At 56.8% G+C, this 24,284-nt stretch carries 26 protein-coding genes; 21 read left to right on the forward strand and 5 right to left on the reverse strand.

The genetic code is table 11. From position 1 onward, the window contains the following. The first annotated feature begins 99 nt into the window (after positions 1-99). Complete coding sequence (gene rimO / locus BFV97_RS10780; RefSeq protein WP_069300375.1) at positions 100-1,491, forward strand: 30S ribosomal protein S12 methylthiotransferase RimO; 1,392 nt, start codon at positions 100-102, stop codon at positions 1,489-1,491. A gap of 379 nt (positions 1,492-1,870) precedes the next feature. Here the strand turns inward: rimO and BFV97_RS10785 are convergent, their stop codons facing one another. Next, positions 1,871-2,068, reverse strand: coding sequence for a CsbD family protein (locus BFV97_RS10785; RefSeq protein ID WP_069300421.1), 198 nt, complete (start codon positions 2,066-2,068; stop codon positions 1,871-1,873). A gap of 200 nt (positions 2,069-2,268) precedes the next feature. On the opposite strand from BFV97_RS10785, the gene BFV97_RS10790 reads away from it, so the two are divergent. From BFV97_RS10790 to BFV97_RS10800, 3 genes are all read left to right on the forward strand, one after another. Further along, complete coding sequence (locus BFV97_RS10790) at positions 2,269-2,670, forward strand: helix-turn-helix domain-containing protein (RefSeq protein WP_069300376.1); 402 nt, start codon at positions 2,269-2,271, stop codon at positions 2,668-2,670. Between the two features lie 110 nt (positions 2,671-2,780). Continuing rightward, a complete protein-coding gene (locus BFV97_RS10795) occupies positions 2,781-3,347 on the forward strand; it encodes a L,D-transpeptidase (protein ID WP_069300377.1) in 567 nt (188 codons plus the stop codon). A gap of 65 nt (positions 3,348-3,412) precedes the next feature. Beyond that, positions 3,413-4,039: an androgen-induced gene 1 family protein gene (locus BFV97_RS10800; RefSeq protein WP_069300378.1), complete on the forward strand. Its 627-nt coding sequence runs from the start codon at positions 3,413-3,415 to the stop codon at positions 4,037-4,039. Here BFV97_RS10800 and BFV97_RS10805 read toward each other — a convergent pair. Then, on the reverse strand, positions 4,023-4,394 hold the full coding sequence (locus BFV97_RS10805) for a YigZ family protein (RefSeq protein WP_069300379.1): 372 nt from the start codon (positions 4,392-4,394) through the stop codon (positions 4,023-4,025). The two genes, BFV97_RS10800 and BFV97_RS10805, sit on opposite strands and share 17 nt — an antisense overlap. Before the next feature lie 34 nt (positions 4,395-4,428). On the opposite strand from BFV97_RS10805, the gene BFV97_RS10810 reads away from it, so the two are divergent. The 6 genes from BFV97_RS10810 (at position 4,429) to BFV97_RS10835 (ending at position 9,627) form a co-directional block, all read left to right on the forward strand. Next, positions 4,429-4,665: a hypothetical protein gene (locus BFV97_RS10810; protein ID WP_069300380.1), complete on the forward strand. Its 237-nt coding sequence runs from the start codon at positions 4,429-4,431 to the stop codon at positions 4,663-4,665. 433 nt (positions 4,666-5,098) lie between these two features. Further along, positions 5,099-5,803, forward strand: a complete 705-nt coding sequence (locus tag BFV97_RS10815; RefSeq protein ID WP_069300381.1) for a CoA transferase subunit A — start codon at positions 5,099-5,101, stop codon at positions 5,801-5,803. Positions 5,804-5,806: 3 nt separating this feature from the next. Further along, positions 5,807-6,433 carry a CoA transferase subunit B gene (locus BFV97_RS10820; protein WP_069300382.1) on the forward strand — a complete coding sequence of 209 codons (627 nt, stop codon included), beginning with the start codon at positions 5,807-5,809 and terminating at the stop codon, positions 6,431-6,433. 179 nt (positions 6,434-6,612) lie between these two features. Further along, on the forward strand, positions 6,613-7,590 hold the full coding sequence (locus BFV97_RS10825) for a lysylphosphatidylglycerol synthase transmembrane domain-containing protein (RefSeq protein WP_069300383.1): 978 nt from the start codon (positions 6,613-6,615) through the stop codon (positions 7,588-7,590). Beyond that, the gene (locus BFV97_RS10830; RefSeq protein WP_069300384.1) at positions 7,571-8,893 is read left to right on the forward strand and encodes an FAD-binding protein; all 1,323 of its coding nucleotides are present in this window, start codon (positions 7,571-7,573) and stop codon (positions 8,891-8,893) included. The genes BFV97_RS10825 and BFV97_RS10830 overlap by 20 nt, the downstream gene beginning before the upstream one ends. Continuing rightward, entirely contained in the window at positions 8,890-9,627 is a 738-nt protein-coding gene (locus BFV97_RS10835) for an SDR family NAD(P)-dependent oxidoreductase (RefSeq protein WP_069300385.1), read from the forward strand. Before BFV97_RS10830 ends, BFV97_RS10835 begins: the two co-directional genes overlap by 4 nt. A 13-nt stretch (positions 9,628-9,640) precedes the next feature. Here BFV97_RS10835 and BFV97_RS10840 read toward each other — a convergent pair whose 3' ends face one another. Further along, on the reverse strand, positions 9,641-11,062 hold the full coding sequence (locus BFV97_RS10840; protein WP_069300386.1) for a UbiA family prenyltransferase: 1,422 nt from the start codon (positions 11,060-11,062) through the stop codon (positions 9,641-9,643). After that, the gene (locus BFV97_RS10845) at positions 11,059-12,108 is read right to left on the reverse strand and encodes a lytic transglycosylase domain-containing protein (protein WP_245667704.1); all 1,050 of its coding nucleotides are present in this window, start codon (positions 12,106-12,108) and stop codon (positions 11,059-11,061) included. The genes BFV97_RS10840 and BFV97_RS10845 overlap by 4 nt, the downstream gene beginning before the upstream one ends. 166 nt (positions 12,109-12,274) lie before the next feature. On the opposite strand from BFV97_RS10845, the gene BFV97_RS18870 reads away from it, so the two are divergent. The 11 genes from BFV97_RS18870 (at position 12,275) to BFV97_RS10895 (ending at position 22,640) form a co-directional block, all read left to right on the forward strand. Beyond that, the gene (locus tag BFV97_RS18870) at positions 12,275-12,448 is read left to right on the forward strand and encodes a hypothetical protein (RefSeq protein WP_172827912.1); all 174 of its coding nucleotides are present in this window, start codon (positions 12,275-12,277) and stop codon (positions 12,446-12,448) included. A gap of 278 nt (positions 12,449-12,726) precedes the next feature. Then, entirely contained in the window at positions 12,727-13,557 is an 831-nt protein-coding gene (gene cpaB / locus BFV97_RS10850; RefSeq protein WP_069300423.1) for a Flp pilus assembly protein CpaB, read from the forward strand. Between the two features lie 223 nt (positions 13,558-13,780). Beyond that, positions 13,781-15,190, forward strand: coding sequence for a type II and III secretion system protein family protein (locus BFV97_RS10855; protein WP_069300387.1), 1,410 nt, complete (start codon positions 13,781-13,783; stop codon positions 15,188-15,190). A 5-nt stretch (positions 15,191-15,195) separates the two neighbouring features. Beyond that, positions 15,196-15,837 (forward strand): OmpA family protein, encoded by a 642-nt coding sequence (locus BFV97_RS10860; protein ID WP_069300388.1) that lies wholly within the window; start codon positions 15,196-15,198, stop codon positions 15,835-15,837. Between the two features lie 159 nt (positions 15,838-15,996). Next, on the forward strand, positions 15,997-17,229 hold the full coding sequence (locus BFV97_RS10865; protein WP_069300389.1) for a CpaE/TadZ family protein: 1,233 nt from the start codon (positions 15,997-15,999) through the stop codon (positions 17,227-17,229). Positions 17,230-17,242: 13 nt separating this feature from the next. After that, positions 17,243-18,703, forward strand: coding sequence for a TadA family conjugal transfer-associated ATPase (locus BFV97_RS10870; RefSeq protein WP_069300390.1), 1,461 nt, complete (start codon positions 17,243-17,245; stop codon positions 18,701-18,703). 12 nt (positions 18,704-18,715) lie between these two features. Beyond that, positions 18,716-19,678 (forward strand): type II secretion system F family protein, encoded by a 963-nt coding sequence (locus tag BFV97_RS10875; RefSeq protein WP_069300391.1) that lies wholly within the window; start codon positions 18,716-18,718, stop codon positions 19,676-19,678. Between the two features lie 10 nt (positions 19,679-19,688). After that, the gene (locus BFV97_RS10880; protein ID WP_069300392.1) at positions 19,689-20,672 is read left to right on the forward strand and encodes a type II secretion system F family protein; all 984 of its coding nucleotides are present in this window, start codon (positions 19,689-19,691) and stop codon (positions 20,670-20,672) included. Beyond that, positions 20,650-21,261 (forward strand): tetratricopeptide repeat protein, encoded by a 612-nt coding sequence (locus BFV97_RS10885; RefSeq protein WP_069300393.1) that lies wholly within the window; start codon positions 20,650-20,652, stop codon positions 21,259-21,261. Before BFV97_RS10880 ends, BFV97_RS10885 begins: the two co-directional genes overlap by 23 nt. 24 nt (positions 21,262-21,285) lie before the next feature. Next, entirely contained in the window at positions 21,286-22,143 is an 858-nt protein-coding gene (locus BFV97_RS10890) for a tetratricopeptide repeat protein (protein WP_069300394.1), read from the forward strand. Further along, complete coding sequence (locus BFV97_RS10895) at positions 22,143-22,640, forward strand: A24 family peptidase (RefSeq protein ID WP_069300395.1); 498 nt, start codon at positions 22,143-22,145, stop codon at positions 22,638-22,640. Before BFV97_RS10890 ends, BFV97_RS10895 begins: the two co-directional genes overlap by 1 nt. Here BFV97_RS10895 and BFV97_RS10900 read toward each other — a convergent pair. Next, positions 22,614-24,245 (reverse strand): hypothetical protein, encoded by a 1,632-nt coding sequence (locus BFV97_RS10900; RefSeq protein WP_157888313.1) that lies wholly within the window; start codon positions 24,243-24,245, stop codon positions 22,614-22,616. The two genes, BFV97_RS10895 and BFV97_RS10900, sit on opposite strands and share 27 nt — an antisense overlap. Between the last annotated feature and the right edge of the window lie 39 nt (positions 24,246-24,284).

A 24,284-nucleotide genomic window follows, 5' to 3' on the forward strand; every position in this document is an offset into this window, starting at 1 on the left:
CCGGAAATCCCGCAAACCGGCTCTTTTTGGGTCAAATATCCAATACTGACGCCGCCAAAACCCTTTTCTTTGCGGATAAAAAACCCCTATACCGCAAAAATGAGTCAGAACCCCCCCAGCCTCCGCCCCGATCTTGCCCCGCAAGCCCGTTTCTCTGATGCGCCGCGCGACGGCCAGCCCAAAATCGGCATGGTCTCACTGGGCTGCCCCAAGGCATTGGTGGATTCCGAACGCATCCTGACCAGATTGCGGGCCGAGGGCTATGCCATCTCGCCGGATTATTCCGGTGCCGAAGCGGTGATCGTGAACACCTGCGGCTTTCTGGATTCTGCCAAGGCCGAAAGCCTTGAAGCCATTGGCGAGGCGCTGAACGAAAACGGCAAAGTGATCGTAACGGGCTGTCTGGGCGCGGAAGAAGATTACATCCGCGGCACCCACCCGAGCGTCCTTGCCGTGACGGGACCGCACCAGTACGAACAGGTGCTGGACGCTGTACATACCGCAGTCCCACCCAAGCCCGATCCGTTTATCGACCTTCTGCCCGCGCAGAATGTGTCGCTGACACCGCGCCACTACAGCTATCTGAAGATTTCCGAGGGCTGCAACCACAAGTGCAAGTTCTGCATTATTCCGGATATGCGGGGGCGTCTGGCCTCCCGTCCTGCCCATGCCATTCTGCGCGAAGCGGAAAAGCTGGTAGATGCGGGGGTGAAGGAACTGCTGGTGATTTCGCAGGACACATCCGCCTACGGACTGGACCGCCGCCACGACATGAACCCGTGGAAAGACGGTGAGGTCCGGTCCCATATCACCGATCTGACGCGAGAGCTGGGACAACTCGGCGCTTGGGTGCGGCTGCACTATGTTTATCCCTACCCTTTCGTGCGCGACCTGATCCCGATCATGGCCGACCCGCGCAATGGCGTGCTGCCCTATCTGGACATTCCGTTCCAGCATTCCCACCCTGATGTTCTCAAACGCATGGCCCGCCCTGCGGCGAGCGCGAAAACGCTGGATGAAATTGCGGCGTGGCGGGCGACCTGCCCCGACATCACCCTGCGCTCCACCTTTATTGTCGGCTACCCCGGCGAAACCGAGGCCGAGTTCCAGCACCTGCTGGACTGGCTGGACGAAGCGCAACTGGATCGGGTCGGCTGCTTCCAGTACGAAAACGTGGATGGCGCACGCTCTAACGCGCTGCCGGATCATGTGCCGGATGAGGTGAAACAGGACCGCTGGAACCGTTTCATGGAGAAATCCCAAGCAATCTCCGAAGCCAAGCTGGAAGCCAAAGTCGGCAAAACCCTGCAAGTGATTGTGGACAGCGTAGAAGACGATGGCGCCACCTGCCGCACAATGGCCGACGCGCCTGAAATCGACGGGAACCTGTTCATTGATGAGGGTTTTGACGGGTTGAGTGCGGGTGATCTGGTGACGGTCGAGGTGGACGAAGCGTCAGAATATGACTTGTGGGGGAAACCCGTCGCATAAATCCCACCCCAGCGCATGACCTTGGGGAGGCGCAACGCGCCTTCCCGTGGGGAAGGTCAGGCGCGGGCCGCTCGCGCGGCCGGTGTAGTTTTGAAACCATAAAATAGAAAACAGCTTTTAACAAATACTTGCTACAGCCCACACAAGCCCCGCGCTCGACCTCGGGTGGGCGCGTTTCACAACGCCCACTACAAGAACGACTGTTGTAACGCGCCCTCCCGCGTGGGAGGTCGGGCGCGGGGCGTCCTGCCGGACACCACCTCTTAGGATTAACATTTGCGCGCCGCCTTCCCGGATCGCCCCTCCCACGAAAAAAGGGGCGCCTTTTGGCACCCCTCTCCTTACTCGCTACTCACTCAACCTAAATCCAAACGCGCCTTTAGTGGCGGGCCAGAAAATCGTCTACTTCGCGCTCGGCTTGTTCTTTGGTTTTGCCGTATTTGGACTGGATTTTGCCTTCCAGTGCGCGGCGGTCGCCGTTGACCTCTGCAACTTCGTCGTCGGTCAGATCGCCCCATTCGGATTGAATCTTACCGGAATATTCTTTCCACTTACCTTTAACTTGGTCCCAATTCATAACGGTTCCTTTCTTTGTTAATATGCCCGCCCAGATCATTGCGCAGACATCGGTTGCTCTGCCAATGGAACGCACCGGATCGGGAAAGGGTTCCGGCGGTTTCGCAAAACGCCGGAAAAAAGTCGCAAAAAACTCCACCATCCGGCGACAGTCCGTGCAACACTGTGCCAAGACTTCACACAAGAGACAGGAATTTCGTTTTGACCCCCACAGAGACCGCCCTCGCAGAGACCTTCGAAGCCACCTCCGCCAGCTTTGGCGGACGCCTGCAAGCCGCCCGCGAAGCCAAAGGGCTGACCGTTCAGGGACTGAGCGAAAAGCTCGGCGTGCAGCCCGAGTCTATAGAAGCATGGGAAAGCGACGAGGATTCGCCCCGCTCTAACAGGTTGCAGATGCTGGCTGGCCTGCTGAACGTGTCGATCGTCTGGCTGATCAACGGCGAAAGCAATGGCACCAGCCATGTGGAAGACGCTTTTGATCGTCCGGTGGCAATCAATGATGCACTGGGTGAAATTGCGCAGTTGAAGGAAACACTCGCCGCTGCGGTGGAAAAACTCGACCAGTTGGAAACCCGTCTGCAAGAGGCAAACCATTCGGTTTAGTGTCTGAAAAGCGGCGATTTATGGCTCACACACACGTGAAGGACTCGCAGCTTCCGCGCATGCGCCCTATCTGCTAGGACAGCATGAAATTAATGAGAAGAGTTCAAGCCATGACACAACAAAACCGCCGCACTTTCATTACGGCTGCCCTGGCCACCTTGAGCGCGCCTTCTTTGCTGCGTGCGCAATCCGAGCCTGCCATCAACCCTTTGGTGAACCGCAACGTATCGGGTTTTATGGCACAGGACTGGCAAGAGCATTTCAGCGCGTTGGACCGGGTGTCGATTCTGTGTGACACCAATTCCCGCTCTTTGCATTACTGGAATCCGGTGGGCAATGATTACCGCATCTACCCGACTTCCGTGCCCCAAACCAACGAGCTGACCAAACGGGGCTATACAAAGATCGTCCGCAAGAAGGTTGGCCCCACATGGACCCCGACTGTGAACATGCGCAAACGGGACCCGAGCCTGCCTGCCTTTATGCCTGCAGGGGAAGGCAACCCGCTTGGCACGCACGCCATGTATCTCAGCTGGCCCGCCTATCTGATCCACGGCACCCATGACACCCGCAAAATCGGGCGCCAGTCCTCTTCGGGATGTATCGGCCTGTTCAACTATATGATCGAGGAACTTTTCGAGATCACTCCGGTTGGCGCACAGGTTCGCATCATCTGATTAAAACCTGTTTTCAGGTTTACAGCGTCATTGCCCGACAGCCTTGCGGCGGCTAGGCTGCGGGCATGACGCTTTATCGTACTATCGTATTCCTTCTGGCCGCCTTTTACTGGCTGGAACTGTTCCGCCATATCGATCCCGCCGCGTTCGGCTGGCAATTCCGCTTTCTCACCATCTGGACCCTGACAGCCAATCTGATTGTGGCCGCTCAGATGCTTCGCCTGAGCCTCGGGCGCAGCACCGCGCGCTGGGAGAGTTTTGTCTCATTGGTCGTTGTGATGAATATGGCTGTGCTGGTGCAATACTGGCGGCTGTATTTCCTTGATCCGGCCAATGTGACGACCGGTGATGGGCCGGTCTGGTGGAAGGAATACTATCTGCATCTGGGCGGGGCAGTGTTGATGTGGATCGACGCCTTCTTTCTGCTGGGCGTGTTTTCACGGCTGCGCCCTGTGTTTGTTGCCGTCCTTGTCCTCGGGGTTGCCTATCCGCTCTGGCTGGAACTTTTCGTGCATCCGCTGAACGATGCGCCGGTCGGGACAGTCACAGCCGGACTACCCTATCCGTTTCTCAACGATCTGGAATTAGGCGGGAGGCTGATGTTCTATGCTTTCGTGACAGCGGCCAATATCGTCTTCGTCTTTGTGGGATGGGGGCTTGCGCGGGGGGTCGCCGCTATCCGGCAGCGCTGACATCCGTGCGGGCGTCGACATAGGCACGCACGCAGGTCTGCACGTGGCGGAACCGGTCGCCGCCCAGATGCACACCGCCGTACCAGCGGGTGACGACAACCACCTCTCCGATGATGTTGTCCCGTTCCAGCATGCGCAGGATGACCATGCCTGCCCCGCTTTCTCCGTCGTCGTTTTTGATCTGGGTGCCATCCGGCAGGATCACTGCCCAGGTGTTATGGGTGGCCTTGGCAAATTTCTTCTTCCGGCGGAGTGTTTTGACAAAGGCAGTTGCGCCGTCCCGGTCTTTGACCACGCCGCCGCTGACCGCGTATTTGGAGCCACGGTCTGTTAGCACATTTTCGATTTGGATCATTGCTGCTTTGGCCTCTGAAGGTTACGCTGAAACCATGTTTACCATTGAACACGACTTCGACGCCACCATCGTTACCCTGATCGACGACGGAGATCGTCCGTTGCAGGATGACATTACCATTGCAGCTTTCGCGAGTGTGGTAACGGTGGAGCAATATAATCCCGAGACGGACCGGACCAACAAGATCACGCTGTCTATGGCGCAGCTGCGGGATCTACAGGCGGCGCTGGACCTGCCCGAAGGCAGTTACCGCTTTGCGGAAAAAGAATAGCCGGCGGTCTGACCCAGCGAAGGGCGCGAATTTGCCTAAGTTATAGCCGGGAATTCAGTGTCTGGTGATCCCGCAGGCGCGGGATGCGGCCTGTGCGGGCTTGCTCCCCTTGCGAAAGACATCCCCCTTCGGCTGCCACGATCCATCCTGCAAGTGCGATCACCCTGCATTTAAGAAGCTTCATTTATGAAGCGTCTTACAACACGCGTCTTACAACACGCTTCATATATGACGCTTCATATTTGCAGGGTGATAACCGGCTTTCGTCTTTTGTTTTCAAATAGCCTCATCGCCCCGACCTATCCCCGCGCCGGAATTTCCTCGCCGCCGGTGCAAAACCTGATAACGTTAACCCTGATGCGGAAATTGGCCGCTTCTTGCATACCGCTGCGACGCAGCGTAAACACGTTTCAATTGCAACGAGGAGTCCCCAATGGGTAAGATATACAACTCCGCAGCAGAGGCGCTTGACGGCCTTCTGTTCGACGGAATGCTCATCGCGGCAGGCGGCTTTGGCCTGTGCGGTATCCCTGAAAACCTGATCAGCGCCATCAAAGACGCTGGCACCAAAGACCTGACCGTCGCCTCAAACAACGCAGGCGTTGACGATTTCGGCCTTGGCGTGCTGTTGCAAACCCGTCAGGTAAAAAAGATGATTTCCTCCTATGTGGGTGAAAACGACGAATTCATGCGCCAGTATCTTTCCGGAGAGCTGGAGCTGGAATTTAACCCCCAAGGCACTCTGGCCGAGCGTATGCGCTCTGCGGGTTGCGGCATTCCGGGTTTCTACACCAAAACCGGCGTGGGCACTGTGATCGCGGAGGGCAAGGAAGTGAAAACCTTCAACGGAGAGGATTACATTCTCGAAGAGGGCATTTTTGCAGACCTGTCCATCGTCAAGGCGTGGAAAGCGGATGACACGGGCAATCTGGTGTTCCGCAAAACCGCCCGCAACTTCAACCCGCCGGCAGCCATGTGTGGCAAGACCTGTGTGGTAGAGGTCGAAGAAATCGTCCCGCGCGGCTCCATTGATCCCGATCACATCCATCTGCCCGGCATCTATGTGCATCGTATCATTCAGGGCGAGCATGAAAAACGTATTGAACAGCGCACAGTGCGCCAGCGCGAGGAGGCTTGAACCATGGCTTGGGACAGAAACCAGATGGCCGAACGGGCCGCACAGGAACTGCAAGACGGCTGGTATGTGAACCTCGGCATCGGCATTCCGACGCTGGTGGCGAACTACGTGGGCGACAAGGACATCACGCTGCAATCGGAAAACGGTATGCTCGGCATGGGGCCCTTCCCCTTTGAAGGGGAAGAAGACCCCGATCTGATCAACGCAGGCAAGCAGACAATCACCGAATTGTCCCGCACCGCTTATTTTGACAGCGCCACATCCTTTGGCATGATCCGTGGCGGCAAAATCGCAGCCGCGATCCTTGGCGCGATGGAAGTGGCTGAAAACGGCGATCTGGCCAACTGGATGATTCCGGGCAAGCTGGTCAAAGGCATGGGCGGCGCGATGGATCTGGTGGCCGGTGTGGGCAAAGTGATCGTCATCATGGATCACGCCAACAAGAAGGGCGAAAGCAAGCTGCTGAAGGAATGCACCCTGCCGTTGACAGGCAAGGGCGTTGTGGATCGCATCATCACCAATCTGGGCGTGTTCGATGTGGTCGAAGGTGGCCTGAAGCTGGTTGAAATGGCCGATGGTGTCACCCGCGAGGAAATCGACTCTCTGACCGAGGCGACGCTGATCAACTGATCCGCACATCTTCAAAAGACTCTATCAAGGCCCCGACCCTGTTCGGGGCCTTTTCTTTTGCCTCTGCAATCACCACAAATATGCAACAGTCGTGACCCTTGCGCGCCACACTCTGGCCCGAATCCGGCGCTATCCAGCAGGGAACGCGGCACAACGACAGACCGCCCGAGGCAGAGACAATGACACCCGCAATGAACGGCGCGCATCCATATCGCTCCACCCTGATCGTTCTGGCGATTTTCTTGGGGTGCGGTGTGCTGGCCTTTGCCACCGCCTCCGGAGAGGACATCTGGCACCAGATTACCCTCTTGTCCCTGACGCAAATCGGAATCCTCTTGGCCCTGTCGCTGGTCAATTACACCTTCCGCGCCTTTCGCTGGTTCCTGTACGGTCGCGCACTCGGGCTGGACCTTGGGCTTTTACAGGTGTTGCGGCATTATCTGGGCGGCTTTGCCCTGACCATAACGCCGGGACGACTGGGGGAACTGGTGCGGGTGCGCTGGATCAACCGTGAAACCGGCGCCAGTGTGGAACGCACCGCGCCTTTGGTACTGGTAGATCGCGCGGCTGATCTCGCCTCCTCCGGCCTGCTGCTGGCGGCTGCGATGCTGGTTATGACCGGCGGTATCAACGGCGGCATCCCTGTTGCCATTATCGCAATCCTCGCCGCTATTATCGCCACGCGCCCTGCCCTGTTCCGCTGGTGCGTTACCATGCTGTTCAAGCTGATTGGACGCAAGCCACGTCTGTTCGCCCGCGCCCGCCGCGCGGCGCTTTCGCTGAGGCCGTTTTCCCAACCCGCCATTGCGCTGCCCGCCTTCGCGCTGGGCTTTCTGGGCTGGTTCGCAGAAGGTTACGCCTTTTACCTGCTGCTGGACTGGATGGGCGCGGGCCTGCCGGTCTGGACCTGTGTCGGTATCTTTGTCTTTGCCATGATGACCGGAGGCGCCACAGGGTTGCCCGGCGGCATAGGCGGTGCCGAAGCCGCGATGCTTGCACTGTTGTCCTTGCAAGGGGTTCCGCTGGAAATCGCCCTGCCCGCCACTGCCATTATCCGCATCACCACACTCTGGTTTGCCATCGGGCTGGGTGTACTGATCTTCCCGATAGCCGAAACCGCTGCCGCACGGAGGCCACATGCGCTGGAAAACCGCTGAACTGACCGGCTGGGGCCGTGTTTTATCTGGGAAAGCCGAACTCGCCCGCCCTGAGAAACCCGCTGCCCTGTCAGTAATATTCACCGACACGCCCGCCCCTGCCATCGGTGCGCAACGCTCCTACGGGGATGCGGCGGTGAACAGCGACGGGCGCGCCATTGATATGACGCGGCTGGACCGCTTCATCGGTTTTGACGCAGACACCGGCATTCTGCACGCCGAAGCGGGCTGTTCCATTACCGATATGCTCGACACATTTGCCCCAAAAGGCTGGATGCCTGCGGTGATGCCGGGAACCGGATTTGCCACGCTCGGCGGCTGTATCGCACATGATGTCCACGGCAAGAACCACCATAAGGCCGGCACCTTTGGCCAGCATGTTCTGGAAATCGAACTGGCAGGCGCGGACGGCAAGACCACAACCGTGACCTCCCAAAGCGATCCGGCCCTGTTCAAAGCGACAATCGGCGGGCTGGGCCAAACGGGTGCGATCTTGTCGGCCAAAATCCAGATGATCCCCTGCTCGTCCCGACTGATACAAGTGGACGAACGCCGCGCGGCAAATCTGGCAGAGTTCATGGAGATGCTCAAATCCTCTACCGCGACCTATTGCGTGGGCTGGATTGATGGCACCGCAAATGGTCAGAACCTTGGACGGGGCATTATGGAAGAAGCAGAATTGACCAGCTCCAACATGGCCCCGAAGCTGCGCAAACCGCGCAAGGTACCGTTCAATGCCCCGCCTTTCGCACTGTCCCCGCCAACGGTTCGGCTGTTCAACCGCATGTATTTCAACCGCATCCCGAAACAGGGGCGCGGCGTGTTGCGCAGCCTGAAGGATTTTTTCTTCCCGCTTGATAAAATCCACGACTGGAACAAGCTTTATGGCAAGCGCGGCTTCCACCAGTTCCAATGCGTCCTGCCCGATGAGACCGCCGAACGCACCCTGCGCGATATGCTGCGATTGATTGCGGATGCGGGACTTGCCTCGCCACTTGCCGTGCTGAAACGCACGGGTCCGGGACGGGCTGGCTCCCTCTCCTTTCCGATGGAAGGTTTCACGCTGGCGCTGGACTTCCCCAACAGCGAAAAATCCCGTGCGCTGGTGGCCCAGTTAAACACACTGGCCGCCGAAGCCGGAGGCCGCATTTATTTCGCCAAAGACAGTCTGGCCACCGCGGCGCAGGCCCGTCTGATGTATCCCGAGCTGTCGGAGTGGCAGAAAACCGTCGAGGCAGCCGATCCGGAAGGCGCCTTCAAAACCGATCTTATCCGCCGCCTGAAACTGAGGGACCCCGCATGAGCCAGACTTGGATAATACTTGGCGCTGGTTCCGCTATGGGCCGCGCGTTCGCCCGCAAAGCGGCCATTGAAGGGGCGCATCTGGTTCTTGCCGCACGGGATCAGGATGATCTTGACCGGACCGCTACGGATTGTCTCGCAAGGGGGGCAGCTTCGGCGGCGGCTGTGCTATTTGACGTGCGCAACCCCGAAAGCTTCGCGCCGATCTATGACGCCGCCAAAGCTAATGACGGCATCATTAACGCCGCTGTTTTCGTTGGTTCGATGGCGCCGCAGGGGGATGTAGACGCAGACCCGAATACGGGTGATCTGACCATTCAGGACAGCTTTACCGGCCCCGTGAACTTCCTGCACGGACTGGCCCCGATCATGGAGGAGCGGAAGGGCGGCACGGTTCTGGGGATCGGGTCGGTCGCGGGGGATCGCGGCCGGATCGGGAATTACACCTACGGCGCGGCCAAGGCCGGTTTTCACACCTATTTGTCTGGCCTGCGCAACCGTCTGAACCGCAGCGGCGGACATGTTGTCACCGTGAAGCCGGGGTTTGTGGACACGGCAATGACTTGGGGAATAGAGGGCATGTTCCTTGTGGCCAGCCCCGACCAGATCGCGCAGGATCTGTGGACCGCCCATGAAAAGCGTAAAAATACGCTCTACACGCCATTCTTCTGGCGCTACATCATGGCGATTATCAAATCCATCCCCGAGCCGATTTTCAAGAAACTATCGGTCTGAAGCCGCCCGAAGCTCAGGCGATTTCGCCAGCGGCGTAGAACAGGATCAACACCGTCACCGCGATGATTGCGATACCGGATTTATCGCGCATGGCAAAAACAATCGGGTCGTAATCCTGTTTGCCCTGCCAACCCAGCAGCACCATACGGATCTGCCACAGCGCAAGCGGGATAATCGCTAGGCGCAGCATCCAGATATCCTGATAGAGCGTCGCCGCTGTGCCGCTGAACGTGTACATTAGGAACACCAGCAGCGAAAAAAATACCCCAAGGCCCGCCACATTCACCAGATCCTCGCGGTCGGATTTGCAATAGCCCCGTCCGGGCACCTTGCCATCCGATTTGGCAAGGGTCAGTTCCGTCAGCCGCTTGACACAGCCAAGCGCAAGGAAGGTCGGAAAGATAAAGCCCACCAGCCAGCCCGAGGCCGTCACCTGCGCGGCAAGCCCGCCAGCAATCACCCGCAGGGTATAAAGGGCAGCAAGGGTCGCAATATCCACCCAGCGCATTTTCTTCAGCTTCAGGGAATAGGACAGGGACAACAGCATATAAAGCGCGATCACCCCCAAGAGCGCCCAGCCAATGATGAACCCCACCCCAAGCGCGAACACCCCGAGCGCAAAGCTCATCAACATGGCATCGGGAATCCGAGCATTGCCCGAAGCCAGCGGGCGGAACTGCTTTTTAGGGTGCTGTCGGTCTGCCTCCAGATCCAGCAGATCGTTGACGATATAGATGGACGAAGCCGCAGCCGAGAATGCCGCAATCGCCAGTATCACCCGCATGATCGACATGGGATCAAGGGAATGGGCGGCGATCAGCGGCAGGAACAACAGCGCATTCTTGACCCATTGATGGGGCCGCAACCCCATAGCGAGCGAGCGGCGGGACCATGATTTTTTAACCTGCACCACTTCGACGCCATCCGCCTTTAACTGGCGCACAACGGATGGGTGACGCCCCACGACGATCGCCTCTCCGGCAGATTTCCAGACCTTGAAGTCGAGCTTTTGATCCCCTGCATAGGCGTATTGCCCTTCTCCGAAGCGGGCATTCAAAGCGGCGGCCTTGGCGTCCCCCTTCAGGTTCACCTCTCCGTCAGAGCCGATGTGCGTCCCCTCAACCCCGTGGTGGTCCGCCAGTCTCTGAACCAAAGACGTGTCGCTGGCCGAAGCAAAGATCACTTCCCGCCCGTCAGCGCGGGCCTCTTCCATATAGGCCCGAATGTCGGGATTGACTGGCAACAACTCGACGTTCACATCTGCAAGCTCGGTAATCTCCCGTTTCAGACGGGCGCGGTCCTTAAAGTGGCGAAAGACGGTTTTGATGGTTTTCATCGGCTGTTTGCCCAAGGCAAGCCAAAACCCCTCAAACAGCATATCGGTTTTCAGAAACGTCCCGTCTATATCAACGGCTAGCGGTCTTTTGTTGGTCATTTACTGGCTCTTGTTTTGAAGACACATCCGTCCGTGACGTATTTTGGCGGAGTCATACACAGACTGCGGGCGACTTGCCATGCCGCGACCACTTTGGGCACATAGGCACGGGTTTCGGGATAGGGCGGCACGCCGAGATGTTTTTTCACGGCATTCTCTCCCGCGTTATATCCGGCAAGGGCAAGCAGCGGATCGCGGTTGAATTCATTTAACAGCCAGTCCAGATAAGCCGAACCACCCTTGATGTTCTGCGCCGGATCGGTGCTGTCAGTCACGTTGAACCGCGCTGCCGTATCAGGAATGAGCTGCATCAGCCCCACAGCCCCTGCCCCGCTGACCGCATCCGCACGTCCGGCCGATTCCACACCAATCACTGCCAGAACGAAGGCGGGCGAGACATTCTTTCCTAAAGTCGCCAACAGAATACTGCCGCCGTATTTATCGGCCAGAGACTGCATATGCCCGATGTTGGGGGACAGACGCGCAGAATGGGCAGGATTTCTGCTAAGGCTTTGCAGGGCTTTTTCCAGCCGCCCGGAGGCCGCTGCGGTCATCAAAGGGGAATTGTCATCCCAAAACCAGTCTTGCAAATCGGTCGGCTTGACCGTGGCCACTGTTGCTTCGGGCTTATCCTGTGGCGGTTTGGTCTTCTGATTTTCCATCTTCTCGCGATGAAGACGTTTGTAATAATCTTCCTCCGGCGTGATCTGCACATTGATGCGCTTGCCGGCGGCCTTGCCGGGGACGCCCACCTTCTTGAACGTGATGCCTTGTGCGCTTACTGTCGGGGCGGCTGCTCCGGCAAGACTGATCGCTCCGGCCAAACACGCCGCTTTGAATGCGGGAAAACCTGTCACTGCTCTGCTCTTTTGATTTTGTTTTCCAAGGAATCGCAAAAAAGCGGCCGCAAAGCTAGGAGATTGTGTGTTTGAACTGTGGCTTTTTTGCCAAAACTCCCCATACACCCTAACGGAATCCATCGGGACCGAAAATAATTTCACAAGTAAAGTATCGAAAACTAAGGGATTTTGGCGTTTCTCTGACAAAAAGTTAATTTCCTAGAATTTCCAAGTTTATGCGCCAAACTGTGGTCACATTTCCCAGTATAAATAGCTTCATAGACACGACGGGCCGAGCATTGACGAGAACGCTCTCTCCCAGTTAGCCGGGTCTAAAGAGAAAAACTTAAATGTGACCTTGGAGGGTTCAAAAATGAAACTGTTTAAATTTGCAAAAGACGAAGACGGCGCTGTAACTGTAGACTGGGTTGTTCTGACAGCTGCACTGGTTCTGGTTGGTGGCGTTGTTGTGACAGCGATCCGCGGCGGCATGGAAGATCTGGCCTCCGACATCAACACCCAGCTGTCCGCGACTTCCGTATCCTAAGCTGACTGATGCTGTAGCGAAGGGCCGGCGGCCCTTCGCTCTCCACCGCGCAAGGCGGCAGCAAAACAAAAAGATTTGTATGCCGCGAACGATCATGGATCGGGTCGCGCTTTTTTTTGGTGGAACAGTGCAGGCGTTTCCGGAGCAGGTTAAAATATGCTCCCGAACACAGGTTTTGCAGGCGGCTTGCATTTAATCGCGCGCTGCCACGGGTCGCAACTCAACCGGATAGATGAGTTCAATCGGGTAAACACATACAAGAAGAGCGGGTGAAGAACATGCGTATGGTTTTTGCATTAGTGCTAATTATGGGTGTCGCCATCGCAGGTGGTGCCGTCTACATGGCGATGGAGCGTTTCAATCAATATGAAGCCGCTCTCGCACAGAAAAACACGCCGAAAGTCCAGAAAATCGACCTGAAGACAGTCTATGTCGCGGCGAACACTCTGGAATACGGCAAACCCTTGACCGAAGAAGATGTCAAAGCGGTAGAATTTCCGCTGGCGGCGATTCCGGAAAATTCCTTTTCCGAACTGGAAGCCCTGATCGGTAGCAAAGATGACGACGAATTTCGCACTGTGCTGCGGACTATGGAACCTGGCGAGGCTATTCTTGCCTCTAAAGTAACCCGCTTGGGCGAAGATGCCGGCGTGTCCTCCCGTCTGGAAAAAGGTATGCGTGCCTTTGCGATCCGTGTTGACGTGGCCTCCGGTGTCTCCGGCTTCCTGCGCCCCGGTGACAAAGTAGACGTGTATTGGACCGGCAAAACGGAAAATGACACCGTTACCAAACTGATCCTGAACGGACTGGAGCTGATCGCGATTGACCAGCAAGCCGATGCGACCCGCAACCGCCCGACTGTTGCGCGGACAGTGACCGTCGCGGCCGATGTAAAGACCATTGCGGCGCTGGTTCAGGCCCAATCCACAGGCAACCTGCTGCTGTCCCTGCGCGGCATCGACGATGAAACAACCTCCGAACAGATCGAGATCACCAAAGACGATCTGCTAGGTCGCGAGCAGATAAAACTGGTCGAAAAAGAGGTCTGCACCATCAAAACCCGTCGGGGTGCGGAAGTGATCGAAATCCCGATCCCCTGCTCCAACTGACCCCGCGAACACTCGATTGCACCGAACTGACGGGCGCTTCGGCGCCCGTTTTGCTGCAAAATCAGGGACAATACTGTGACACTGTTGCCCCGTTTCAACATACACTGCCCCTTACAAAATATTGAATCTTGATAATAAAACCCAATTGGAGCAGTGTGCTCGATAATAATCGGGCAGCAAAGACCCGGACCAAAGCAGTAGTGGTTCAGAGAGGCAGGATCACATGAATATTAAAAACCTGTTAAAAGCGGGCCTGTTGGGCATATGCGCAACCGGCATTATCGCACCACCGGCAGCAGCGCAGAATGTGCTGAAAATTATGCGTGGCGCGACCACTAGCAGTATTAAAGTTTCGGTTAACCGTGCCATTGTCATGGAATCCGACCAGCCCTTCGCAGAACTATCAGTGGCCAATCCGGGCATCGCGGACATCGCGACGCTGTCGGATAGGACCATTTATGTTCTGGGAAAATCACCTGGCCGCACCACGCTGACACTTCTGGCAGCGGACGGCAAGCTGATCACCAACGTAGACGTCCATGTGTCCCCCGATCTTGCGGAATTCAAGGAACGCCTGCGCGAGATCCTCCCCCGCGAACCTATTGAAGTCCGCACGGCCAATGACGGCATCGTGCTGTCGGGCCGCGTATCGGGTAAACAGAAACTGGCGCGTGCGCTGGATCTGGCGGAACGCTATGCGCCGGAACGTGTGACCAACCTGATGACGGTTGGCGGCTCCCAGCAGGTGATGCTGAAAGTGCGCTTTGCAGAAATGCAACGCAGTGTTGCAAAAAACCTGTCTGCCAGCATCGGCGTCGACATTACCGGCAACAGCCCCGTGGCCCAGATCGGCACCGGCTCCCTGCTCCAGACCCCGACAACAACCGGAGTTGGCGTGGCAACCACAGGACAACAGGGCGCCTTCTCTTTGGGGTTCTCTTCGGGTGATCTTGCGATCAACCTGATGCTGGAAGCTCTGGAAACCAAAGGTCTGGTCCGCACGCTTGCGGAACCGAACCTCGTGGCCATTTCCGGCAACGAAGCCAGCTTTCTTGCCGGGGGTGAGTTTCCCGTCCCTGTAGCGGACGGCGACGGTATCACAATTGAATATAAACCCTTTGGTATTGAATTGAAATTCAAGCCCATCGTGGTAGACGGCGACCTGATCAACCTGACCATTGAAAGCGCGGTGTCCGAACTGGACCCGACGCAATCCATCACGGTCAGCGGCTCTGTCATTCCGGCGTTTTCCAAGCGTCAGGCGACCACCGTGGTTGAAATGCGTGACGGGCAAAGCATGTCGATTGCAGGTCTGTTGCAAGACAACTTCTCTGACGCGGCATCCCAAGTGCCCTGGCTCGGGGATGTGCCCATCCTTGGCGCCCTGTTCCGCAGTGCCAATTACGCCCGCGACCAGAGCGAACTGGTTGTGATCGTTACGCCACATCTTGTGACGCCGGTGAATGGCGACAGCCTCAGCCTGCCGACAGACCGTGTGAAAATCCCTAACGAGAGCGAATTGTTCCTCTTGGGGAATGTGACCGGAAATCGCAAAGGCAAAACCGTGAAACGCGCCACAGGAACAGTGTCTTCCCAAGACTTCACTGGTTCTTACGGCTATGTGATGGAGTAAGGCACATGAAAACGGTATCAATCACCTCCTCCGCCGTTGTGGCGCTCCTGCTGGCCGGCTGTTCGGTTACTGACAATTCTTTCGCCTATATCGGGCCGGAAGCAGGGTCCGAGATCAACGACGCCAACCTTGGGGTTTCCACGGCACACAATGTTGCGGTGCTTTCGGGTGAACTGGGCACAATGGCGGCCAACCTGACGCGCAAATTTGCAGCGGAAGCGCCGGCACAGATCAATTTCGCCTTTAATTCCGCAGCTTTGGACGCAACCGCCCAAAGCCAGCTGCGCCGTCAGGCCCAGTGGATCAAGGCACACCCCCAGATCGTATTCCGCGTTTATGGCCACACTGACAAGGTCGGCTCGGATGCTTTCAATCGCCGTCTTGGTAAACAACGTGCCGTGGCGGCTGTGAACTATCTGGTGAGTCAGGGCGTAGACCGGCGCAAGGTTCAGGCTGTTGCCTCCTTCGGGGAAACCCGTCCTGTTGTGCTGACCGAAGGCCCGAGCCGGGCTAACCGGCGCACAGTAACCGAAGTCTACGGTTTTGCCCGCAAGGGCCGTGCCTCTGATCTGGACGGAAAATACGCTAAATTTGTCTACGATCAGTATATCTCGACGACCTACACGACTGAAGACACTAAAGAATAACAGCTTTCAGCTTCCCTGATGCGGGCAGCGTTTTCATTAAAATTGCCCGCATCAAACAAAATATTACCACAATTTTAATATATTTCCGATGTGAAGAGTGGGCGCATTACGCGCTAAAAAACAAGCGGGGAAACTCCCGCATTTGGGTGGAACGAGGGTATGAGCGCCGAAACAGAAAACAAGAACGCGGATAAAGTCATTGCCTGCGCCATCGCACGCGACATTGAAGCGTTCGATCTTCTGATTGAAGATATGGAGACCGAATTCGACGAGAATTGGGGCGCTCTGACGTTTGAAGCTGCCGAAGCGGCTTTGAATTCGGAAATCGGCAAGGATCTGAAACTTGTCACCGTTGCGGTGGACAAGGAGGATGAACAGGATCTGACACCTGTCGCCAACGCAATCCGTGCGGCCAGCGATCGCGGCATCAAGGTCATCCTTGTCCCGAACGAACTGAACACCGTTGCGTTGCACCAGTTGATGCGCATGGGCTGCGATGACTTCGCGCCCTACCCGCTCCCCGAAGGGGCGTTGCACGACGCGATTGAACGGATTTCCAACGTTCCGGTGCCCCCGCCAGCCGCGCCTGTCAGTGTCGCCATGCCACCTGCTGATACCACACGCAGTGGAATCGTTTTGCCGGTCTACGGGCTTGGCGGCGGTGTCGGAGCGACCACTTTCGCGGCCAATCTGGCCTGGGAGCTGCAGAAAATTAGCGAGAAAGAGAATAAAAAGGTTTGTATCCTCGATTTCGATTTCCAGTATGGCGCTGTGTCCACCTATCTTGACGTGCCCCGCTCTGAGGCGGTGTTCGAGTTTTTGTCCGATGCCGCTGCCACGGACGCAACAGGTCTGCAACAGGCCATGACGGCCTATAAAGACCGGCTCGACGTGCTGTCCTCCCCCATCGACGCGCTGCCACTGGAGTTTGTAGAACCGGATGGCATCCAGAATATTTTGACGCTGGCAAAATCAAGCTATGACTTTGTTATCGTTGACGTTCCGCAAGCATTGGTAAGCTGGTCCGAAACCGTTTTGGAAGAGGCACAACTGTATTTTGGCGTGCTCGAACTCGACATGCGCTGCGCCCAGAACGCGCTGCGTTTCGTGCGCACGCTCAAAGCCGAAGATCTGCCGATTGAAAAGGTCCAGTTCGCCCTGAACCGCGCCCCGAAATTTACCGATATGTCTGGTAAACAACGGGTTAAACGGATGGCGGAAAGTCTGGAAATCGAATTCCGCTACCACCTTCCCGACGGGGGCAAACCGGTATCAAATGCCGGAGATGAAGGCGTGCCGCTGGCAGAAATCGCCGCTAAAAATCCGCTTCGTAAGGAAATATTCAAGATCGCTAAGACACTATCCGAACTCGTAAAAGAAGACGCCCAGTAACGGGGAGTACAAGATGTTCAAGAGATACAAAAAGCCGGACGCAAAACCGGCACCGACAGACGCCGGCGAAGCCCCCGAAATGGTTGCAGCGCCTCAAGCGGCTGCGCCCGAGCCTGCGGTCGTTAAAGCGCCTCCCAAGGCTGTGCCGGCTGCAAAGGCAAAGCCGGACAATCTCAGCCGTGAGGAACGTCGCGCCCAGAAACTGATGGATGTGCGTCTGGATATGCACACCCGGCTGCTCGAAAACCTGAACCTCGGCGCCATCGAAAGCGCCTCTGAAGCAGACCTGCGCCGCGAAATCGCGGCAATCTGTTCGGACGGGCTGCAGGAAATGGGGATGGTGCTGTCAAAGGAAGAACGCACGAACCTCAACAACGAGATGTACGATGAGGTCACGGGGCTCGGCCCGCTGGAACCGTTGCTCAAAGACGACGACATCGCGGATATTCTGATCAACGGTCCCAAGCAGATTTTTATCGAGAAAAAAGGGAAACTCTCCCTGTCACGGGTGGTTTTCCGCGACGACAAACATCTGCTGCGGGTGATCGACAAGATCGTTTCGGCAGTGGGGCGGCGTGTTGATGAATCAAACCCTTATGTGGATGCGCGGCTACAGGACGGCTCTCGCTTTAACGCTATGGTGCCCCCGATCGCCATCGACGGGGCGCTGGTGTCCATCCGGAAATTCAAAAAAGACAAACTCGGCATCGACGATCTGGTTAAATTCGGGGCTTTCACCGATGAAATGGCCGCTTATTTGCAGGCAGCCGTGGCCTGCCGCCTGAACATCATTGTGTCGGGCGGTACGGGGTCGGGTAAAACCACCACGCTGAACGCTTTGTCGAGCTTTATCGCCAATGACGAACGTGTCGCCACGATTGAGGATACGGCGGAACTTCAGCTGCAACAACAACACCTTGCACGGATGGAGACCCGCCCGCCGAACGTGGAAGGCAAAGGTGAAGTTGACGCCCGCGCCTGTCTGAAAAACGCCCTGCGGATGCGCCCCGACCGGATCATCGTGGGGGAAACCCGCGGCGATGAGGTGATCGACATGCTTCAGGCGATGAATACCGGCCACGACGGGTCAATGACGACGATCCACGCCAACTCGGCACGGGATGCGGTTGCCCGTCTGGAAAACATGATCGCCATGACCGGCGTTGAAATGCCCCTGCGCGCCATGCGCTCGCAGATCGCGTCGGCTGTGAACCTGATTGTTCAGGCCAAACGATTGCAGGACGGTTCCCGCCGGATGGTGTCCATCACCGAAGTCGCCGGCATGGAAGGCGATGTGATCTCGTTGCAGGAAATTTTCAGATACGAAATCGAAGGCACCGGAAAAGACGGCAAGCTGATCGGTGATTTTACCCCGACCGGATTGCGCTCGCTCTATTCGGACCGTTTCAAACAGTGGGGCTACGATCTGCCCTCCAGCATCTATTCTCCGCGCCGCCAGACCGCCGCGCAATAAGGAACCGTTCCCATGGGTACACAGGCTGTTATCTATCTTCTGATCTTCGTCGGCGTTGTTCTGATCGTCGAGGGTATCTACCTTGTGACCTTTGGCAAATCCATCAAGCTGAACAGCCGCGTGAACCGTCGTCTGGCGATGATGGAAACCGGCAAGGCGCAGGAAGAAGTGTTCGAGGCGCTTCGCAAGGAGCGGGATCAGCATCTTTCCGGCCTGAAACTGCCGATTATGTCCATTCTCAGCCATAAGGCGCAGCAGGCCAACATCGCTTTTTCGCCGTCTGCTTTGATTATGGTGATGGTTTTTGTCGCCGCGCTCAGCTTTGCGGGTCTGACCTATTTCACTGCAACCGGTCTGGTTTTGCGCTGTATTCTATCCGTTCTGATCGGTGGTGGCGGGGTATATTTCTGGCTTAGCGGCAAGGCGAAAAAGCGTATGGCCGCCTTTGAAGAGCAGCTTCCAGATGCGGTTGACCTGATCGTGCGCTCGCTGCGCGTGGGGCACCCTTTTTCCAATGCAATCAATATCGTAGCAAACGAAATGCCCGACCCGATCGGTTCCGAATTTGGCATGATCGTGGATGAAACCGCTTATGGCGCCGATGTGGCGACCGCGTTGAACAACATGGCAGAGCGTATTGACGTGCCCGACCTGCGCTTTTTGACTGTTGCCGTGGCAATTCAGGCCAAGGCCGGTGGTAATCTGGCAGAGGTTCTGGATGGGCTGTCCAAGGTGATCCGCTCCCGCTTCAAACTGTTCCGTCGTGTCAATGCCATCACCGCCGAGGCAAAATGGTCCGGCATGTTTCTCTCGGGCTTTCCGCTTGCAGCGCTTGGCGGGGTCAATGTGATGAACCCGACCTATTATGACGCCGTGAAACCGACCGAATATTACATGCCCGCCGCGATTGCCGTGTTTGTGATGCTTGCCATTAACGTTTTGGTCATGCGTCACATGGTAAATATTAAGGTATAGGATTCGTCAGATGCTTGAACAGTTCAACACATACCTTATAGAAATTCTCGGTCCGGCCGGCCCGTTCATCGCGATGGGCGTGCTTGGCATTTTCTGTATCGTCATGACGCTGCCTTTCCTGCTGACCAAGAAAGAAGACCCGTTCGACCGGCTGGCCGGATCGGCTGTGCGCAATCCCAGTCCGAAACGGGGTGCAGGCGACCAGCCCAAGCTGGAGCTGCGGGAAAAACAGAAAGGGCCGAATCTCGACAAATTCGCCGCCTATCTGGAACCTCAGGATCAACAGGAATTTTCCGACCGGCGTCTGAAACTTATCCAGGCCGGTTACAGAACCAAAGGCGCGGTGCGGACCTTTCACTTCCTGCAACTTGTGCTCGGGTTGGCGGGTCTGCTGCTCGGGACGATCTATACATTCCTGCTCACCGGTGGCACCTCTGATCTGAAATGGCTTGCGATCCAGACGCTCGGTCCCGGCTTTGTGGGATATTACGCCCCGATCTACTGGGTCGAAAAACGTCGCGCCACCCGTCAGGAGGAAATCCTGAACGGATTTCCCGACTCGCTCGACCTGATGCTGGTCTGTATTGAGGCTGGCCAATCCCTTGATCAGGCGGTGCAGCGTGTTGCCAAGGAAATCGCGCCTTCGGCCCCTGCCCTCTCGGAAGAGTTTACCATCGTGGCAAACGAAATGCGCGCCGGTAAGGAACGACCCGTTGTGCTGCGTGACATGGCAGAACGCTGTGACTGTCAGGACATTTCAGCCTTTGTGACCGTTATGATCCAGTCGGCCACCTTCGGGACCTCTCTTGGCGAAGCTTTACGGGTCTATGCCTCTGAAATGCGGGACAAACGTGTGACCCGCGCGGAAGAAAAGGCAAACAAGCTGCCCACGAAAATGACGCTCTGCACCATGATGTTCACGGTGCCCCCTCTTCTCGTAATTATGGTGGGACCTTCGGTCTTTGATATTTATGTTCACATGGTTCAAAAATAATTCGGCCGCGCTGGCTGCAATCTTTGGCACAGCCACTCTTGGTGCCTGTTCCAGCGTGGGAACCGTAGATTCCCGCTCGCTGGCGGTGATCCACGAAGGGTTGAAGGCCCCGGCTGGTACAGAGAAGATTACCGAGGCTGTGGACGGGCTGACCGTCGGCCACCGATTGATGGCCTCAAAAGAGTACGAACTTGCGCTAAAAGCCTATACCCGTGCGGCCTCGGAAAAAGGGCTTAACGCCGATGTCCTTAGCGCCCTTGGCTCTGCCAATATGCATCTGGGCCGGTTGCACCACGCGAATGAGCTTTTGCAACTCGCCGTTAAAAAAGACCCCGATTTTGTTCCGGCCTGGAATAATCTTGGCGTGGTTTTGATGTCCCAAGGCGAATATGCCGAAGCAAAGCGTGTCTTTCAGCTCGCATATGGGCTTGATAACGGCAGTTCCGAAGAAATTCGCAAGAATTTAACCAAAGTTATCGCAATTATGGATAACACGGAGTATTCTTCTCCTAATACTAATAACGACTTCGAGTTGGTGAGGCGGGGTAACGGCAAATACCTGCTGCTTTCCACATCAAACTCGGGCTAAAACGAGCAGTACAGGAACAGACCCATGGGCAATCCACTAATGGGCACACTCGCAATCGCCGGCTTGCTGGCTCTTGGGGCATGTGCAGACAATGGCGACGCATCAAAAGCTGCGGATCTTGATCCTACGAGCGTTGTAGATGCAACCGATCTTAACGACATTATGCTGACGGTCGCTGATCCGAACGAAGCCGTTGAATATTTCCGCAGTTCCCTGACCAAAGATCCTGACCGGACCGAGTTCCGCCGCGGCCTCGCCCAGTCCCTGATCCGCGCCAAACGCGCGGCAGAGGCCGTTCCCGTGTTTGAAAAACTTGTGGAGTCCAAGGAAGGCACCGATCAGGACCGGATCGATTTTGCAGACGCCCTGATCCGCACCAATGACTGGAAAGGCGCCGAGGCCCAGTTAAATCAGGTTCCCCCTACCGTTGAAACATACAAACGCTATCGTCTGGAAGCAATGATTGCGGACAGCCAGAAGAAATGGAAAAAAGCCGACAGTTTTTACGAAATCGCAAGCGGACTGACCACGAAACCGTCCAATGTGATGAACAACTGGGGCTATTCCAAAATGGCCCGCGGCGATTACAAAGGCGCGGAAAAGCTGTTTGTTCAGGCGATTACCTATGATCGCAAACTGTTCACGGCGAAAAACAACCTGATGCTCGCCCGGGCTGCGCAGAAAAACTACAGCCTGCCCGTCGTCCCGATGAGCGAAACTGAAAAAGCCCAGATGCTCTACACCGCCGGCCTGTCCGCGGTAAAACAGGGCGATACCGACATCGGGCGCGGTCTTCTCGAAGACGCAATCGACACCCATCCACGCCACTTTGAAGAGGCCGTCCGCAGTCTGGAAGCCCTGACGCGCACAATCAAAAGCTGATGGAAAACCTGTTGGACCCGACTGTGGTTCTTCTGCTGATCGCCCTGCCCTTTTGCATCTGGGCCGCGATCAGCGATTTGCGTCACATGAAGATCTACAACAAGACCACGCTGGGCCTGTTTCTGGCTTTCGCAGTGGTCGGCCTGTTGCTGTTTCCACTTGATCTTTATGCGCTGCGCATCGCCCAGGCGGCGTTAATGCTGGCTGTCGGCTTTTTGTTAACGGCTTTTGGGTACATGGGGGGTGGTGACAGTAAATTCATCGCCGCAATGGCCCCTTTCATCGCGCTTGGGGATGCGCCCATGTTTCTGATGCTGCTGGCCGCTTTGTCGCTGTTGACCGTTGCGCTGCATCGCGGGATTGGCGCGATCGGGGCGTTCAAACCCTATCTTGCCGGATGGAAATCCTGGCAGGTTGGCGGCAAATTCCCTTATGGCGTCACGCTTAGCGCGTCTTTGGCCTGTTATCTGCTACTGCAGGCTGGCAACGCCTCCTGACGGGGCGGTTTTTTCCAACAGAATGAACAAATCGTCCCGCGCCACTTCGCGGAACGACAGGGCCGGATCCTGCTCTATCGAATTCACGATCATCCGGCGCACCCCCTGCCCCATCGGGCAAAGCGGCACCACGAGGAAATCCGCCGCCGCAAACCCCGCCGTACCGCCGTAATACCACGGCGCGCCGCCGTGCAGCGGCACTGTTTTGGAAAACAGCCACAACCCGTTGACCCAATCCGCATAAAGCACCTGCGCCCCGCTGGTCTGCGCAAACCCATCCAGCCGCTTTCCGGTCTCGATCAGATCATTCAACAACCCGTTGATTTTTTGGCATGCGGGCAAAGTCTCTCCATTCAGGATTGTTGCGACGGTTTTATCCTTAAACGCACTGTTCAGGGGCCGCTCCACCCGCACATCCTTGCCGACGAGACTGCGGAACCGCAAATCCTGCAACCCTGCCCCATCCAGTGCCGCAGCAAACTGCTTCGGCTTCAAACTGTTATGGATCAACAACGACTGAATCTGCGTTATCAGCAGGGGCGTGCCCAGCGCAAACAACAGGACTGCAACGCTTTGCAATGCCCGCTGCAACGGCCAGCCGAAACGATTATATAGCGTCACATCGCGGGCCAATATCATCACAAGCAACCCCGCCGGCACCAGCCAGTGCGGATCGTTCTGCCAGTTCTGATGGGTGATCAACATCCATCCAGCGGCCAGCACCAGCAGAACCAGAGCCTCTGATGATTTGCGCGCCTGACGCAGGAACAGGATTGCCACCAGAACAGCCAGATTACCCACGACCTGCGAAGGGGCGAGCAGCATGAGTGGCAAGGATGCACCGGGTTGGCTCCGCGTGCCGGACTGCGCAACATAGAGCAAATCCGCCACATATCCCTGCCAATAGGTCACAGCGCCATAGGGCAGCGTCACCGCCGCCAGCACCAGCAGCGCCCAAATCACCCCAAACCCGAGCACCCGCATCTGCCTGCGCAGGATCAGGGCGATGATCAACGCTGGCAGGATAAACACGGCAAAGGGCACCTTGGTCAGCGTCAGGAACGCCACCCCAACCCCGAGGATCAGCGACTCCGCCCAAACCGTTTTCAGACCCGTCGTGCGGGAGGGCAGAACCGCCATGACCACCAGCAAAGCGGCCACAGCCCAGCACCAGTTGTTGTAATACATGGAGGCCGTGACCGTAGGTTCTACCCCGCCATGCACCATCGCCAGAAGCTGCACCAGAAACACGCCGCCAAAAGCAAGCGCACCGGCCGGTGAGAACCGTGTTATTCCGACAAAATAGAGCGCGGGAAGGCTAACCAATCCGATAAACACAGGCGCATAGGCAAACGCCGCGCCCAGACCGAAGCCTGCGTCCATCAACCAGACAATTGGCAAAAACGCGAAGAGTCCAAGCGGTGTCAGAAAGTCCCGATGGGGCAGATCGCCGGCCTGCAACCGCAGCACAATCTGTGCCATATGGATCGCATCCCCGTCAAAACTGAGGATCAGAACCGCACCGTCGTTCACCCGCATCAAGGCAAGGCCGGCAAGCAACCCGATCAGGAACAGGGCATACCAAGCCCAGAATAAATTTCGCACCTTTGCCCCCGGGCTGTTGCCTGTTTCAGACAAGTTAGA

Source organism: Neptunicoccus sediminis, assembly GCF_001719615.1.
In the GTDB taxonomy this organism is placed as follows: Bacteria; Pseudomonadota; Alphaproteobacteria; order Rhodobacterales; family Rhodobacteraceae; genus Amylibacter; species Amylibacter sediminis.

Bases quoted from the DNA above. Each gene is read 5' to 3' on its own strand.
- rimO (WP_069300375.1), top strand. From the start codon at position 100: ATGAGTCAGAACCCCCCCAGCCTCCGCCCCGATCTTGCCCCGCAAGCC.
- BFV97_RS10785 (WP_069300421.1), bottom strand. From the start codon at position 2,068: ATGAATTGGGACCAAGTTAAAGGTAAGTGGAAAGAATATTCCGGTAAG.
- BFV97_RS10795 (WP_069300377.1), top strand. From the start codon at position 2,781: ATGACACAACAAAACCGCCGCACTTTCATTACGGCTGCCCTGGCCACC.
- BFV97_RS10800 (WP_069300378.1), top strand. From the start codon at position 3,413: ATGACGCTTTATCGTACTATCGTATTCCTTCTGGCCGCCTTTTACTGG.
- BFV97_RS10805 (WP_069300379.1), bottom strand. From the start codon at position 4,394: ATGATCCAAATCGAAAATGTGCTAACAGACCGTGGCTCCAAATACGCG.
- BFV97_RS10810 (WP_069300380.1), top strand. From the start codon at position 4,429: ATGTTTACCATTGAACACGACTTCGACGCCACCATCGTTACCCTGATC.
- BFV97_RS10815 (WP_069300381.1), top strand. From the start codon at position 5,099: ATGGGTAAGATATACAACTCCGCAGCAGAGGCGCTTGACGGCCTTCTG.
- BFV97_RS10820 (WP_069300382.1), top strand. From the start codon at position 5,807: ATGGCTTGGGACAGAAACCAGATGGCCGAACGGGCCGCACAGGAACTG.
- BFV97_RS10825 (WP_069300383.1), top strand. From the start codon at position 6,613: ATGACACCCGCAATGAACGGCGCGCATCCATATCGCTCCACCCTGATC.
- BFV97_RS10830 (WP_069300384.1), top strand. From the start codon at position 7,571: ATGCGCTGGAAAACCGCTGAACTGACCGGCTGGGGCCGTGTTTTATCT.
- BFV97_RS10835 (WP_069300385.1), top strand. From the start codon at position 8,890: ATGAGCCAGACTTGGATAATACTTGGCGCTGGTTCCGCTATGGGCCGC.
- BFV97_RS10840 (WP_069300386.1), bottom strand. From the start codon at position 11,062: ATGACCAACAAAAGACCGCTAGCCGTTGATATAGACGGGACGTTTCTG.
- BFV97_RS18870 (WP_172827912.1), top strand. From the start codon at position 12,275: ATGAAACTGTTTAAATTTGCAAAAGACGAAGACGGCGCTGTAACTGTA.
- cpaB (WP_069300423.1), top strand. From the start codon at position 12,727: ATGCGTATGGTTTTTGCATTAGTGCTAATTATGGGTGTCGCCATCGCA.
- BFV97_RS10855 (WP_069300387.1), top strand. From the start codon at position 13,781: ATGAATATTAAAAACCTGTTAAAAGCGGGCCTGTTGGGCATATGCGCA.
- BFV97_RS10860 (WP_069300388.1), top strand. From the start codon at position 15,196: ATGAAAACGGTATCAATCACCTCCTCCGCCGTTGTGGCGCTCCTGCTG.
- BFV97_RS10865 (WP_069300389.1), top strand. From the start codon at position 15,997: ATGAGCGCCGAAACAGAAAACAAGAACGCGGATAAAGTCATTGCCTGC.
- BFV97_RS10870 (WP_069300390.1), top strand. From the start codon at position 17,243: ATGTTCAAGAGATACAAAAAGCCGGACGCAAAACCGGCACCGACAGAC.
- BFV97_RS10875 (WP_069300391.1), top strand. From the start codon at position 18,716: ATGGGTACACAGGCTGTTATCTATCTTCTGATCTTCGTCGGCGTTGTT.
- BFV97_RS10880 (WP_069300392.1), top strand. From the start codon at position 19,689: ATGCTTGAACAGTTCAACACATACCTTATAGAAATTCTCGGTCCGGCC.
- BFV97_RS10885 (WP_069300393.1), top strand. From the start codon at position 20,650: ATGTTCACATGGTTCAAAAATAATTCGGCCGCGCTGGCTGCAATCTTT.
- BFV97_RS10890 (WP_069300394.1), top strand. From the start codon at position 21,286: ATGGGCAATCCACTAATGGGCACACTCGCAATCGCCGGCTTGCTGGCT.
- BFV97_RS10895 (WP_069300395.1), top strand. From the start codon at position 22,143: ATGGAAAACCTGTTGGACCCGACTGTGGTTCTTCTGCTGATCGCCCTG.